The sequence below is a fragment of the Halorubrum rubrum genome (genome assembly GCF_024494685.1).
In the GTDB taxonomy this organism is placed as follows: domain Archaea; phylum Halobacteriota; class Halobacteria; order Halobacteriales; family Haloferacaceae; genus Halorubrum; species Halorubrum rubrum.
In genome coordinates this window covers 63,011-75,525 of record NZ_JANHDM010000006.1, presented here as the reverse complement: position 1 = coordinate 75,525, position 12,515 = coordinate 63,011, and the positions used below count along the sequence as shown (strand labels likewise).

Here is a 12,515-nt window from a genome sequence, read left to right as displayed (position 1 = left end):
CTTAACACGACGGAACCACGACCACACCACCAACGCAACGCATGAGCGAGGACTTCTACGACGTCTTGGGTGTCTCCCGGGACGCCAGCGAGGACGAGATCAAGAAGGCGTACCGGAAGAAGGCCGCGAAACACCACCCCGACGTCAGCGACGACGACGACGCCGAGGAGCGGTTCAAGAAGATACAGAAGGCGAAGGAGGTGCTCACGGACGAGGAGACGCGTCGCCAGTACGACCAGCTCGGCCACGAGCGGTTCACCGAGGCCGACAAGCGCGGCGCGACCGGCGGCGGCGGTCCGGGCGGCCGCGGCGGTGCTGGCGGCCCCTTCGGCGGCGCGGGCGGTGCCGGCGGCTTCGAGGACATATTCAACCAGTTCTTCGGCGGCGGCGGTCCGGGCGGGCGCGGCGGCGGCCGACGCGACGACCGCCCGCGACAGGGCAAGGACCTCCGGACGGGGCTCACGATCGACCTCGAGGAGGCGTTCGAGGGGACCGAAAAGCAGTTCACGATCACGCGGCCCACCCGGTGTGACACCTGCGGCGGGGACGGCCACCCGCCCGACGCCGACGTGAGCACCTGTCCGCAGTGTAACGGACAGGGGCAGGTTCGACAGGTCCAGCAGACGCCGCTCGGACGCGTCCAGCAGACCTCCACCTGCCCGCAGTGTGAAGGCACGGGCGAGGTGTACAGCGAGGACTGCCCGGACTGCGACGGCGACGGGATCGTTCGCGAGGAGGCCACGCTCACCGTCGAGGTGCCGGCGGGGATCCAGTCCGGACAGAGCCTCCGGATGGAGCGGGAGGGCGCGCCCGGCGAGAACGGCGGCCCGAACGGCGACCTACTGATCGAGGTCGACGTCGACGTGGGCGACCGCTACGAGCGCGACGGCGACGACCTCCGCGTCAACGAGGCCGTCTCGTTCCCGCAGGCGGTCTTCGGCGACACGATCGACGTGGAGACCGTCGACGGTACCGTCGAGATGGACGTGCCCGCGGGCACCCAGAGCGGCGAGACGTTCAGGCTGAAGGGGAAGGGAATGCCCCACCTCCGGCGGCGCGGCCGCGGCGATCTGTACGTCCAGGTCGCCGTCGTCGTCCCCGAGTCGCTCAACGAGGAGCAGCGCGAGGCGCTGGAGGCGTTCGCGGAGGCCGGCGGCGAGGACATCGACGTCGGCGGCGGCTTCTTCGAGAAGCTGAAGAGCACGTTCTGACCGAGAGAACCGGATCCGCAGGTAGCCTTTTCGGGCGTCCGGCCCAAGCGACGGTATGGGCTACGACGAAGCCACGTACGCCGACGTCGAATCGAAAGCGCCCGGCATGTACTTCCTGCGCGAGGCGCTCGACTGCGCGGAGCTCGGCGTCACGGTCGTCGAGGGCGACGCCGACTGGGAGGGGATGGAACACGACCACGGCGAGGACGGCCAGGAGGAGGTGTACGTCCTCCTCAAGGGCGAGGCGACGATGGACGTCGACGGCGAGTCGATCGCGCTCGCGGCCGGCGACGCGGTCCGCGTCGACCCCGAGTCGAGCCGCGCGCTCTCCTTCGAGGCGGACGGCTCCCGGATGGTCGTCGCGGGCGCGCCCTGAGGCGGTGGCCGGAACCGAGGTCGTCGGCGACCTGCTCGCGCGCGACCGACGGAGCCGCGATCCCGCGCTCGTCACCCCGGACGATCGCGAGCGGACCGCCCACGACCTGATCACCAACGCGTACAAGGCCGCGAACGTGCTTCGGTACCTCGGCGCGCGGGAGGGGTCGACGGTCGCCGTCGACCCGACGCCGGGGTTCCACGCCGCGCTCGCGTTCCTCGGCGCGGCGGGGCTCGGCGCGGCGGTCCGGTTCGACCCGGCCGCGGGCGTCGCGGCGGGCGATCGGGTCGCGGTGGTCCCCGTCGGCCGCGAGCGGTCGCTCGACCCGAAGCCGGGGACGAACCTCGCGGTCTTCGGCGGTTCGCCCGAGCGCGCCGAGACGACACACTGGGAGCAGGAGCTGTGGAGCGAGAACCCCGCCACGCCGCCCACGACGGTCTCCCCGAGCGACCCGGTGATCCGCGGCGAGCACGGGGACGTCTCGCACCGCCGGCTGCTCGACGCCGCGGAGTCGGTGGCGACGGACCGCGGGATCGACGCCGGGACGCGGGTCGTCGTCCGGACGACGTTCGCGGACCCGCGGGCGGTCGCGGCGGGGGTGATCGCGCCGCTCGCTCGCGGGGGCGTGGTCGTCCTCGCGGGGCCCGCGGGAGGAGCCGGATCGGCCGCGGAGTCGTCGACGGGATCGGATCCGCGCGGCGACCTGGCGGTCGTCGACGAGCCGGCCGCGGAGCCGCCCGAGCCGACGCGGATCGACCTGGGGTCGCTACCGGAGGTGGTCCGTCAGGACCGGTAGGAGCCGCCGTCCCGGCCGGTTCCGCGCGGCCGACCGCCGCGGTCGACCGGGGACAGCTCCTCCGACGGGAGCGGCAGGGAGCCGTGTTCGAGGGTCCCGAGCAGCTCGGTCCGGTCGTCAGCTAAGCCGATCCGGAGCGTCGGCGCGAGCGTTCCGCCGAACCGGCGGCGCTGCTCGCTCTCGGGGAGGTCCGCGATCCCGTCGAGGCTCTCGCCGACGTACTCGTAGTAGTTGAAGAAGCTGACGACGAGCACCTCCTCGCCGTGGTCGTAGGCGGTCCAGGAGTACGACTGGAACGGCGCGTTCGCGGGGTTGGTCGCGACCATCCCGTGGCCGTTCAGCGGCCGGTACTCGCCGCGGAGGTCGTCGGCGACGAAGCCGTACAGCGCGTCGTAGCCGACGATCCCCGGCGCGAACGTGTGTTGGTGGCTGGAGACGAACAGGTAGTAGGTGCCGTCGCGGACGACGAGGTGCGGGCGTTCCAGCTCCTGGTTGACGCACACCGCGTCGAGGAGCGGCGGTGCCAGCTCCCACTCGGTCGGGTCGCCGGTCGGCGAGCGCGCGATCCCGACGCTCCCGTTGAACGCCGCGGCCTCGGCGTCGCCCTCGCAGGGATCCGTCCCCTCCGGTACCGGCGTGTTCGCCTCGAAGAGGAGGTACGTCTCGCCGCTTCCGGGATCCTCGAAGAACCACGGGTCGCGGAAGGTGTAGGTCATCCCGCGCGACTGGTCCTCGCGTTCGTAGCGGTCGCCGTCGGGCTCCAACAGTACCTCGTGGTCCCACTTGCCGTCGATCCGGAGGCCGTCGTCGTCGACGCGGACCCGTCCGCCGGTCGCGCCCGCGATCCGCTGGGTGTACGCGAGGTCGGCCTCGTCGCGCTCGCCCGCGGCGGTGTAGAAGGCGTAGACCTCGCCGTCGTCGACCATCGTCGAGCCGGCCCACTGTCGGGAGCCGAGCGCGCCGCCGGAGAAGAGGGGGCCGCCGTGGCTCCAGGTCTCGCCGTCCGGCGAGGTGAAGTAGTGGATCGACGCCACGTCGTGGCGCTTGCCGGGAAGCAGGTCGTCGGTCGCCGTGAGCGCGCAGACGACGCGGCGGCCGTCTATCTCCGCGAGGCTCCCGTCGCGGTTCCGCAGCGGCCAGGTGTCCCAGACGTGGAACCCGTCGAAGCGGTCGGTCTCGGGCGGGTAGATGATCGGCGCGACGGCGTCGTCGGTGCGCTCGATCCGGCCGGCCGCCTCGCGGGTCCAGGCGGATCGACCGTCACGATCGTTCGTCATACCGGCCCTTCGACGGTGGGGCAAAAAACGGTTACTACACCCGTAGAAAACGGGTGCGTCCGGGTCGACGCGGTCGACCCCTCGCGCCGTCGCGGGTCCGCGACGGATCCCAAGACCCTAGCCGGAGCCGGTGGTCGGTCCGGTATGGTCGACACTCATCCCGCACAGCGCGTCGGCGTCCTCGCCGACTCACAGAACCTCTATCACTCCGCACAGAGCCGCTACTCGCGGAACATCGACTACTCGGCGCTGCTCGAGGAGGCGGTCCGCGAGCGATCGCTGGTCCGGGCCATCGCCTACGTGATCCGCGCGGACTCGCCGGAGGAGGAGAGCTTCTTCGAGGCGCTTCGTGACATCGGCTTCGAGACGAAGATCAAGGACATCAAGACGTTCGCCGACGGCTCGAAGAAGGCCGACTGGGACGTGGGGATGAGCCTCGACGCCGTGACGCTCGCGAACCACGTCGACACCGTCGTGTTGTGTACCGGCGACGGCGACTTCGCCCGGCTCTGTTCACACCTCAGACACGAGGGCGTCCGCGTCGAGGCGATCGGGCTCGGCAGCTCCACGGCCGACGAGCTGGTCGCCGCCGTCGACGACTTCGTCGACATCGACGAGCACGAGGACCGCTTCCTGTTGTAGCCGGGGCACCGGTCGGACTACCGACGTAATCGATCGCGCCCGTGGCCGAGGCGCGTGACGAATCGATCGCGCCGATCCCGGCGGCGTCGGCGCGTACGACCTGACCGTCGCCGTCGACGATCCGAGCGTGGCGACGGTCGTCGACGGCTCGGACGCCGACACCGAGGGAGACGCCCCGTCCGACGGCGATGAGGAGCGCGTGACGGCCTCGTTCCGGCCGGAGGAGTACGGTTCGTCCTTCGGGCCCGCCACGGCCGCCTTCCTGCTGTTCGCCGTCGAGGATCGGCTTCAAGTCCTCCCGTGGAACCGGCATATCCGAACCCGACCGGTCGATGGCGCACGTGACACGTACGTTCGACACGAAACGCGGTTCGAATCGCACGATCGGCACTTCCCGTGGACGGCGGCGAGAGAACTCCGTGCCGCGATCGCGGACCTCCCGCCGCCAGGTCCGGCGTGGGTGGTTCGCGATGCGGGCTGAGCAGCCGGACGGGACGGTACGGACGCCCGACCGCGGACGGACCGTTCCGGTCGGAAACGGTGTCGCCTGGAGAGACCGGACACAGGGTTACCGTCACCCGTGCCCTCTTGTCCTGGGCAGGACAGGGAGGGTAGTATGAGCACGGACCGGGACCCCCCGGCCGACGTCGACCCGGAGGTGCCGGGATCGTGGAGGGAGAACCCGATCTGGCAGCTCTACGCCGAGTACGGAACCGGCCGCCGGTACGCCGTCCTCGGCGCGGTCGCGACGGTCCTCGGTCGGGCGTTCGGACTGGTCCCGGCGTTCGTCATCGGACTGGCCGTCGACGCGATCTTCCTCGCCGAGCGACCCTTCGCGTTCCCCCTGGTGCCGGAGGCGTTCGTCCCGGAAACCGACGCCGAGCAGTTGTACTTCTCGATCGCGATCCTCCTCGGAGCCACCCTCGCCGGTGCCGTCGCCTCCTGGGTCGAGGACTGGGGCTGGAGCGTCTTCGCCCAGCGCGTCCAGCGGGACCTCCGGGTGGACGCCTACGAGCACCTCCAGGACCTCGAACTCGCGTACTTCACCGGGCGTCGGACGGGCGATCTCATGAGCGTCCTCAACAACGACGTCAACGCGCTGGAGACGTTCCTGGAGGACGGGCTGAGCGCGACGCTGTGGGTTCTCGCGACCGTCGGCGGCATCGGGTTGATCCTCGTCGGGCTGAACGTCCCGCTGACGGCGGTCACCCTGTTTCCGCTCCCGATACTCGCCGCCTTCACCCTGGTTTTCACCCGACTCATCGAACCGCGCTACCTCTCGATCCGCGAGGAGATCGGCGACCTCAACTCCCGGCTGGAGAACAACGTCAGCGGCATCGAGGTGATCAAAAGCGAGGGCGCAGAGCGGTTCGAGACGGCGCGGGTGGCCGAGGCCTCCGACGAGTACCTCGCCGCCAACCTCTCGGCGATCAGGGTCCGGATCACCTACTTCCCGGGGCTGAACGTGATCTCCGGGATCGGGTTCGCGATAACCTTCCTCGTCGGCGGGTTGTGGGTGCTGGAACGCCCGCCGCTCGGCCTGACGGGGACGCTCACCCCAGGGGCGTTCGTCACGTTCGTCATATACGCCCAGCAGTTCCTCTGGCCGATCATCCGGCTCGGGGACGTCGTCGACGACTACGAGCGGGCCAAGGCCGCCGGCAGTCGCGTCCAGGGGATCCTCTCTCGGGAGCCCGCGGTCGGGGACCGTCCCGACGCCCGTCCCCTCGAGGTCGACGAGGGTGCCGTAACCTACGACGGGGTCCGCTTCGCCTACTCGGACGAGACCGTGCTCACCGACGTCGACGTCGACGTCGCGGGCGGGACGACTGTCGGCGTGGTCGGGCCGACCGGCGCCGGCAAGTCGACGCTCCTGAAACTGCTCCCGCGGCTGTACGACGTCGACGAGGGGGTCGTTCGGATCGACGGCCAGGACGTTCGGGACGTGACGCTACGGAGTCTCCGACGGTCGATCGGCTACGTCAGCCAGGAGCCGTTCCTCTTTTACGGGACCGTTCGAGAGAACGTCCGCTACGGAACCTTCGACGCGAGCGACGAGGCGGTCGAGCGGGCCGCCCGCCGGGCCCAAGCCCACGAGTTCATCCGGAACCTCCCGCGGGGATACGACACCCCGGTCGGCGAACGGGGCGTGAAACTCTCCGGCGGCCAACGCCAGCGCCTGGCGCTCGCCCGGACGATGCTGAAGGACCCCGCGATCCTCGTCCTCGACGAGGCGACGTCGGCGGTGGACACCGAAACCGAGGCGCTCATCCAGGACCGGCTCGCCGAGTTCGCCGCCGACCGGACGACCTTCGTCATCGCCCATCGGCTCTCGACCGTCCGGACGGCGGACCGGGTCCTCGTGTTGGACGACGGCAGAGTGGTCGAGGACGGTACTCACGAGGGACTGTTGAAACGGGACGGGCTGTACGCGAACTTCTGGCGCGTCCAGACCGGCGATATCGCGTCACTACCGCGGGAGTTCCTCGAACGTGCGCTCCGCCGGCAGGCGGTCGTGGACTTCGACGACGAGGAGACGGAATGAACGATCGGACCGGTTACGGACGATCCGGCCCGCCCCGGCCGGCGCGGGTATCGGCCACGGGCGGTCGGGCCGGAACCACTAGGTGGCCGCCCGCGGAACCGGCCTCCATGCGATCACCGGCGGTGACGGGGTGATGGCCGGGACCGGTCCCCCGCCCGATCGCCCCATCGCCCACGTGTACGATGCGGCGTACGCCGGCGTCCCGAACTGGGACATCGGTCGACCACAGCGGGCGTTCGTCCGTCTGGCCGAGGTCGGACTCGTCCGCGAGCCGGTTCTCGACGTCGGCTGTGGCACCGGCGAGCTCTCGCTGTTTCTCGCTCGACAGGGCCACGAAGTCCTCGGCATCGACCTCTCACGGCTCGCCATCCGGCAGGCTGCCGAGAAAGCGCGCTGGCGGCGGGTGCCCGCGCACTTCCTCGTCTGGGACGCGCTGGATCTCGACGGGCTCCGGGACGCCGGGTTCTCCTTCCGAACCGTCGTCGACTCGGCGATGCTCCACGTCCTCGGAGACGGCGAACGGGATCGGTTCGTCGACGGGCTGTCGGCGGTCGTCCCGAGCGGGGGGTTGTACTGCGTACTCGGTGACGCCCGCCGCGCCGGTGGAGGGTCGTACGGGATATCGCCCGACGAACTCCGGGCCCGATTCCGGGCCGTCGACGGGTGGGACGTCGTCTTCGCCATCCGGACGACGTTCGAGCGTCGATGGAGCAGTAACCCGGCGTACTTCGTGGGCGTCGAACGGAGATGATTCCGGACGCCCCCGCGACCGCCGGAAAGGCTTTATTAACGACGAGCCTGGGTCGAGACGATGCCCTCCGACGACGACACGAGTTACTCCGTCTTCGGCGACGACTCGACCGACGACGAACCACCGCAGACCGGCTCCGCCGACACCGACTCCACCGACGACGGCCCCGGACCCGGCAGAGCGGAGTACGACGAGGGGACCCGCGCCTGGAACGAGAGCCGTGCCGACCCCGATCCGGAGACGCTCGGCTCGGACGGCGATCCGGGATGTCCTAAATGTGGCAGCGAGGCGACCGAGACCGACGAGATAGCGACGAGCGGGACGGGACTCACGAAGCTGTTCGACGTCCAGAACCGCCGGTTCGTCGTCGTCTCCTGTGCGAACTGCGGCTACTCGGAGCTGTACAAGGGCCAGTCGAAGGGCAACGCGATCGACTTCTTCGTCGGGTAGCGCGGGGGAGAACCGCTCCCGCGAACCCGCCTCAATCGAGCGCCCCGCCTCAGCCGAGCGTCCGATCGAGGACCTCCGCGACCGTCGCGGCCGCGGCTTCGACCTCCCGAACCCTGACGTACTCGCGTTCGGCGTGGGCGACCGCGCCGGCGTCGTCCGCGAGGTCGCCCGGCCCGAAGACGACCGTGGGTGCCGGCGCGAAGTACGACGCCTCCGTGGCCGCGCCGAACGGGCGGACCGCGCCGCCGCGACCGGCCGGGAGTCCGGCGTCCGCGGCCGCCGCCCGCGCCGCCTCCGCGACGGTGCCGACGAACTCGTGGTCCGGGTCGGTCGAGAACGCCTCGAAGAACGGCGATTCGCGGTCGGTGAGGGCCACGTCGACGTCGACGGTCGCCGCGCTCCCGTCCATCCCGCCGATCGCCGCCCGGACCGCGTCCTCGAGCCCACTCCGGAACCCCTCCGCGGTCTCCGGGGGAACGCTCCGCCGGTCGACCGTGACCGCGCAGTCGGCCGGCACCTGGTTCGTCGCGCCGCCGCCCTCGACGACGGTCGGCGTGAGCTTCGGCGGGCCGAGCTGCGGGTGGTCGTCCGCGTCCGCGTCGAACCGCCGGATCGCGGAGAGCGCCCCCTCGGCGGCCGCGACCGCGTTCGCGCCCGCGAACTCCGCGGCGTGTGCCGCCTCCCCCGAGAGCTCGACGCGGCCCTGGAATCGCCCCTTCGCGGCCGTACAGGCGTCCAGCCCGGTGGGTTCGCCGACGAGGTACTGGTCTCCGTCGAGTCCGTCCTCGGTCCCCGGTAGCTTGCCGGTCAGCGCCGCGGCCCCGCGGGAGAGCGTCTCCTCGTCGGGCGTCACCGCCAGCGTGAGCCGGCCGCGCGCCGGATCCGTTGCGAGGAAGCCGTACAGGAGCGCCGCGAGCGGCCCCTTGGCGTCACACGCCCCGCGGCCGCGGATCACGTCCGCGGGGCCGGTTCCGTCCGACCCCTCCGTTTCTCCCGCCTCCGGGCCGGTCGCCCCGCGGTCGCGCTCGAAGGCGACGTGTGGGGTGACGGTGTCGATATGCGTGTTCGCGACGACGTGCGGCCCCTCCTCCGGGGCCGGCGAGGACTTTCGCGCGAGGACGCAGCCGGCGTCGTCGACCGCGGCGTCGACGCCGAACTCCTCGAGCGTCTCCACGAGCAGCCGACGCATTCCCTCGACGTCCTCGTGTGAGGGGGTCGCGACCGCCGTCTCGAGGAATCCGACCGGGTCGAAATCCGTCGCGTCGAGCGCGGGCGAGGCGTCGGCGTCGTCGGTCGCGTCGGTCATCGCGGATCGGCCGCGACCCGCCCCGAGAACTCGCGGGCGACCGGGCCGGTCAGCGTCGCGTGGTCGTCGTCCGGGACCGTGATGCGCAGCTCGCCGCCCGGCGGCCGGGTCACGGCCGTGTCGCCGTCGATCAGCCCCAGCCGACGCGCGACCGCGACGATCGCGACCGCGCCGGTGCCGCACGAACGCGTCTCCCCCTCGACGCCGCGCTCGAAGGTTCGCTGGTCGATGACGGCCGGGGTCTCGTGGCCGTCCCCGTCACGTCCCCGCTCGTCCCCGCCGCCCGCGTCGACGACCGCCGCGAGGTTCACGTTCGCGCCCTGCGGGAAGACGTCCGCGTGCCTGACCGGGGGCGCGACCGCGTCGAGATCGACGCTATCGATCCCATCCGGGTCGCCGCGGCCGCCCTCGAAGAACGACACGGCGTGCGGGACGCCGGTGTCGACCGCGGTGACGACCAGCCCCTCGGTCTCCTCCTCGACGAGCGGCTCGTCGCGGTCGACGGGGACCGAGGCGGGATCGAACCGCGGCGTCCCCATCTCGATGGTCGCCTCGCTTCCGTCGGGGCTCACGGTCGCCCGGCGGGTCCCCGCCTGCGTGTCGATCATGAACTCGTGGTCGCCGGTCCGGTCGTGCGCCCACCGGGCGACGACGCGCGCGCCGTTGCCGCACATGGCGGCCGTCGAGCCGTCCGGCTGGACGAGCGTCATCACGACGCGGGTGGGTCGGTAGCGCTCGCCGATCTCTAAAAAGAGGACGCCGTCGGCCCCGCGGCGGCCCGAGGACGCGTCGCCGGTCGCGTCCCCCTCCCTGCCCGCGCCGTCGACCGTCTCGGCCGAGATCCCGGTCTCGCGGTCACAGTACGCCCGCGCGAACGCCGATCGGTCGCCGACGCCCTCGCCGGCGTCGACCACGAGAAAGTCGTTGCCGGTGCCGTGGTACTTCTCCACCGGGACGGCGTGGGTGCTCATCGGTCGGCCACCTCCGCTCCGGTCGCCTCCCGCTCGACCGTTGTGAGGTCCACGAGCCGCTCGCGCCGCCGGACGACCGTCGCCTTCCCGTCCGCGAGCGCGACCTCCGCGGGCCGCGGCCGCGAGTTGTACTGGTTCGCCATCTCGTATCCGTACGCGCCCGCGACGCCGACCGCGAGGAGGTCCCCGCGGGCCGGCCGCGCGAGCGCGCGGTCCGTACCGAAGCTATCGCCGGTCTCACAGATAGGTCCTGCGACCGTGACGGGCTCGGGTTCCCGGTCCGCCGGGTCCGGCTCGTCGACCGCGCCGCCGAGGTTCCGGATCGGGTGGTACGCGTCGTACATCGCGGGGCGGAGCAGGTCCGTCATTCCGGCGTCGACGCCGACGACCGTCCCCTCCGGCGTCGGCTTCACGGTGTTCACCCGCGTCACGAGGACCCCCGCGTCCGCGACGACGTACCGGCCGGGCTCGATCGCGAGCGCGAGTCCGGAAAGGTCGCCGACCGCGTCCCGCGTCGCTTCCGCGACCGCGTCGAGGTCGAGGGGCTCCGCGTCCTCGCGGTACGGGACGCCGAAGCCGCCGCCGACGTCGACGTACTCGAGGTCGAGCGGATCCGGTTCGTCGTTTCCGTCAGGCTCAGCGCCGATCAGTTCCCGCGCGAGGTCGCCCATCCGCGCGACGAGCTCGCGGTGGCTGTCGAGCTGGTCCGGGTCGATCCCGGACCCCGCGTGCGCGTGGACGCCCACCACGTCGAACCGCTCCGCCGCCTCGCGGGCGACGCTCGCGGCGCGGTCGTAGGGGACGCCGAACTTCGGCGCCGAGCCGGTGGTGACCTTCGCGTGGTGGCCCGCGCCGACGCCCGGGTTCACCCGGAGACAGAGCCGGCCGTCGTAGCCGCGCTCGGCCAGCCGGTCGAGGGTGTCGACCGCGCCGGCCGTCACCGTGATCGCCGGCTCGCGCTCCACGACGTCGACGACGTAGTCGAGGTCGCGGGCGGGCGGGTTGACCGCGGTGTAGTGGAGCCGGTCGCCGCCGAAGCCGGCCGCGAGCGCCCGATCGACCTCCCCGGCGGAGGCGCACTCCGCGTCGAGTCCCGCCTCGCGGACCGTCTCCAGCACCGCGCGGCCGGTGTGCGCCTTGACGGCGTACCGCACGTCGGCGTCGGGGAACGCCGACAGCAGGCGCTCGCAGTTCTGGCGGGTCCGATCGAGGTCCTGGACGTACAGCGGCGTGCCGTGCTCGTCGGCGAGCGCGGCGAGCCGGTCGGCGTCCCAGTCGCTCACGCGGCGGACGACCGGGTTCGCGCCCGTATCGCGTACCGTTTCCGTCGTCATTCCCGTAGCGCCCCCTCGCGTCGGGTCGCCTCGAGCGTCTCCGCCTCCACGTCGGTGGCGACGACCGCGGGCTTGTACGCGCCGCCCGAGAAGAGGTCGTGGTCGCCGACCGAGGACTCCACCATCCGCGTGAACGCCCGGCGTTCGGCGGGGAGGTGGCCGTAGACGACCTCCTCCTCGACGAGGTCATAGACGGGGATCCGCGGCGTGAGGAGGGTGTTCTCGCCGACGATGGAGTTCTCGCCGACGCGGAACCCGCTCGTGACCCGACAGCCTGCGCCGAGCGAGACGCCCTCTTCGATCACGACCGGGGCGTCCTCGATGGGCTCCAAGACGCCGCCGATCAGGGTGTTCGCGCCGAGTTTCACGTCCGCGCCGATCTGCGCGCAGGAGCCGACCGTGTCACAGGAGTCGACGAGCGTCCCGTCGCCGACGTACGCGCCCATGTTGAGGAACGCCGGGCTCATCACGATACAGTCGCTCCCGAGGTACGCGCCGCGCCGGAGCACGGTGCCGTCGGGCGTGTTGCGGGTGCCCCGTTCGGCGAGGTCGGCGGTCTCGCGGAGCGGCAACACGTCGTAGTAGGTCACCCCGCCGTACTCGCGGGGCTCGGTCTCGCGGAGCCCGAAGTTGAGCAGGATGCCGCGTTTGACCCACTCGTTGGCCTCCCACGTCGTCACGTCGTCGCCGGCCTTCTCGGCGGCGCGGACGTCGCCGGCCTCCAGCGCCGCGAGGAAGTCGTCGAGGACGGCCACGTCGTCCGCCGTCGTCTCCGCCGCCGAGAGTCCGGCCTCGTACTGCTCCCAGAGGTCGGACACGTCGGATTCGAGCGTCATCGTTCTCCCTGATGCCGACC

General features: G+C 71.7%; 13 protein-coding genes. 8 read left to right on the top strand and 5 right to left on the bottom strand.

Translation table 11 applies throughout. The features are described 5' to 3' along the window. Positions 1-41: 41 nt before the first annotated feature. From dnaJ to NO889_RS08155, 3 genes are read left to right on the top strand one after another with little or no spacing between them, the layout of a single operon-like run. Positions 42-1,211 carry a molecular chaperone DnaJ gene (gene dnaJ, locus NO889_RS08165; protein WP_256411773.1) on the top strand — a complete coding sequence of 390 codons (1,170 nt, stop codon included), beginning with the start codon at positions 42-44 and terminating at the stop codon, positions 1,209-1,211. Between the two features lie 55 nt (positions 1,212-1,266). Then, positions 1,267-1,587 carry a cupin domain-containing protein gene (locus tag NO889_RS08160; protein WP_256411772.1) on the top strand — a complete coding sequence of 107 codons (321 nt, stop codon included), beginning with the start codon at positions 1,267-1,269 and terminating at the stop codon, positions 1,585-1,587. Between the two features lie 4 nt (positions 1,588-1,591). After that, on the top strand, positions 1,592-2,383 hold the full coding sequence (locus tag NO889_RS08155; RefSeq protein WP_256411771.1) for a hypothetical protein: 792 nt from the start codon (positions 1,592-1,594) through the stop codon (positions 2,381-2,383). Here NO889_RS08155 and NO889_RS08150 read toward each other — a convergent pair. Then, positions 2,371-3,660: a glycoside hydrolase family 68 protein gene (locus NO889_RS08150; protein ID WP_256411770.1), complete on the bottom strand. Its 1,290-nt coding sequence runs from the start codon at positions 3,658-3,660 to the stop codon at positions 2,371-2,373. The two genes, NO889_RS08155 and NO889_RS08150, sit on opposite strands and share 13 nt — an antisense overlap. Before the next feature lie 144 nt (positions 3,661-3,804). Between NO889_RS08150 and NO889_RS08145 the strand changes: the two genes are divergently transcribed. The 5 genes from NO889_RS08145 (at position 3,805) to NO889_RS08125 (ending at position 8,048) form a co-directional block, all read left to right on the top strand. Next, positions 3,805-4,302: a LabA-like NYN domain-containing protein gene (locus NO889_RS08145; protein WP_256411769.1), complete on the top strand. Its 498-nt coding sequence runs from the start codon at positions 3,805-3,807 to the stop codon at positions 4,300-4,302. A 127-nt stretch (positions 4,303-4,429) separates the two neighbouring features. After that, positions 4,430-4,783, top strand: a complete 354-nt coding sequence (locus tag NO889_RS08140) for a hypothetical protein (RefSeq protein WP_256411768.1) — start codon at positions 4,430-4,432, stop codon at positions 4,781-4,783. 135 nt (positions 4,784-4,918) lie between these two features. After that, positions 4,919-6,847: an ABC transporter ATP-binding protein gene (locus tag NO889_RS08135; RefSeq protein ID WP_256411767.1), complete on the top strand. Its 1,929-nt coding sequence runs from the start codon at positions 4,919-4,921 to the stop codon at positions 6,845-6,847. Positions 6,848-6,929: 82 nt separating this feature from the next. Beyond that, positions 6,930-7,598, top strand: coding sequence for a class I SAM-dependent methyltransferase (locus tag NO889_RS08130; protein ID WP_256411766.1), 669 nt, complete (start codon positions 6,930-6,932; stop codon positions 7,596-7,598). Positions 7,599-7,658: 60 nt separating this feature from the next. Continuing rightward, entirely contained in the window at positions 7,659-8,048 is a 390-nt protein-coding gene (locus tag NO889_RS08125; RefSeq protein ID WP_256411765.1) for a zinc ribbon domain-containing protein, read from the top strand. 49 nt (positions 8,049-8,097) lie between these two features. Here the strand turns inward: NO889_RS08125 and NO889_RS08120 are convergent, their stop codons facing one another. From NO889_RS08120 to NO889_RS08105, 4 genes are read right to left on the bottom strand one after another with little or no spacing between them, the layout of a single operon-like run. Continuing rightward, positions 8,098-9,354, bottom strand: coding sequence for a M20/M25/M40 family metallo-hydrolase (locus tag NO889_RS08120; protein WP_256411764.1), 1,257 nt, complete (start codon positions 9,352-9,354; stop codon positions 8,098-8,100). Then, positions 9,351-10,325, bottom strand: a complete 975-nt coding sequence (locus NO889_RS08115; RefSeq protein ID WP_256411763.1) for a diaminopimelate epimerase — start codon at positions 10,323-10,325, stop codon at positions 9,351-9,353. The genes NO889_RS08120 and NO889_RS08115 overlap by 4 nt, the downstream gene beginning before the upstream one ends. Beyond that, positions 10,322-11,659, bottom strand: coding sequence for a diaminopimelate decarboxylase (gene lysA / locus NO889_RS08110; protein ID WP_256411762.1), 1,338 nt, complete (start codon positions 11,657-11,659; stop codon positions 10,322-10,324). Before lysA ends, NO889_RS08115 begins: the two co-directional genes overlap by 4 nt. Next, positions 11,656-12,495, bottom strand: a complete 840-nt coding sequence (locus NO889_RS08105; protein WP_256411761.1) for a 2,3,4,5-tetrahydropyridine-2,6-dicarboxylate N-succinyltransferase — start codon at positions 12,493-12,495, stop codon at positions 11,656-11,658. Before NO889_RS08105 ends, lysA begins: the two co-directional genes overlap by 4 nt. Positions 12,496-12,515: the final 20 nt, after the last annotated feature.